General features: G+C 54.9%; 1 protein-coding gene. It reads left to right on the forward strand.

Going from position 1 to position 406, the window contains the following annotated elements:
* Positions 1 to 406, forward strand: a 406-nt coding sequence (locus tag HMPREF2978_RS02405; protein WP_210398331.1) for a putative Ig domain-containing protein, incomplete at both ends; no start/stop codon positions are given.

The following is a 406-nucleotide window of genomic DNA, read 5'->3' on the forward strand; positions in this document are numbered from 1 at the left end:
GAATCCGGATGCTTCTGTGGTGACGGATAAGGTCACTGTTGTTGAGGGTCAGGAGGCTGATCCGTTTGATACTGCTAAGGATGTTCCGGAAAACGGCAAGGTTGAGGTCGATGGTCTGCCGGATGGTCTGACTGTTGATGAGAAGACCGGTGAGGTTTCTGGTACCCCAGACAAGATCACTGACTGGGGCAAGGATGAGGAAGAGCGTGACTTTGAGGTCACGGTCACCATCACCGACGAAGACGGCAACGAAGTCACTACGGGTGAGAAGACCATCACGGTTCAGCGTGACACTGATGGTGACGGCACGCCGGATAAGACTGACACCGATGATGATGGTGACGGTGCTACCGACGAGGAAGAGAAGGAAGCCGGTACCGATCCGAAGGACCCGAACTCCAAGCCT

Source organism: Corynebacterium sp. HMSC074C01, assembly GCF_001814605.1.
GTDB lineage: Bacteria > Actinomycetota > Actinomycetes > Mycobacteriales > Mycobacteriaceae > Corynebacterium.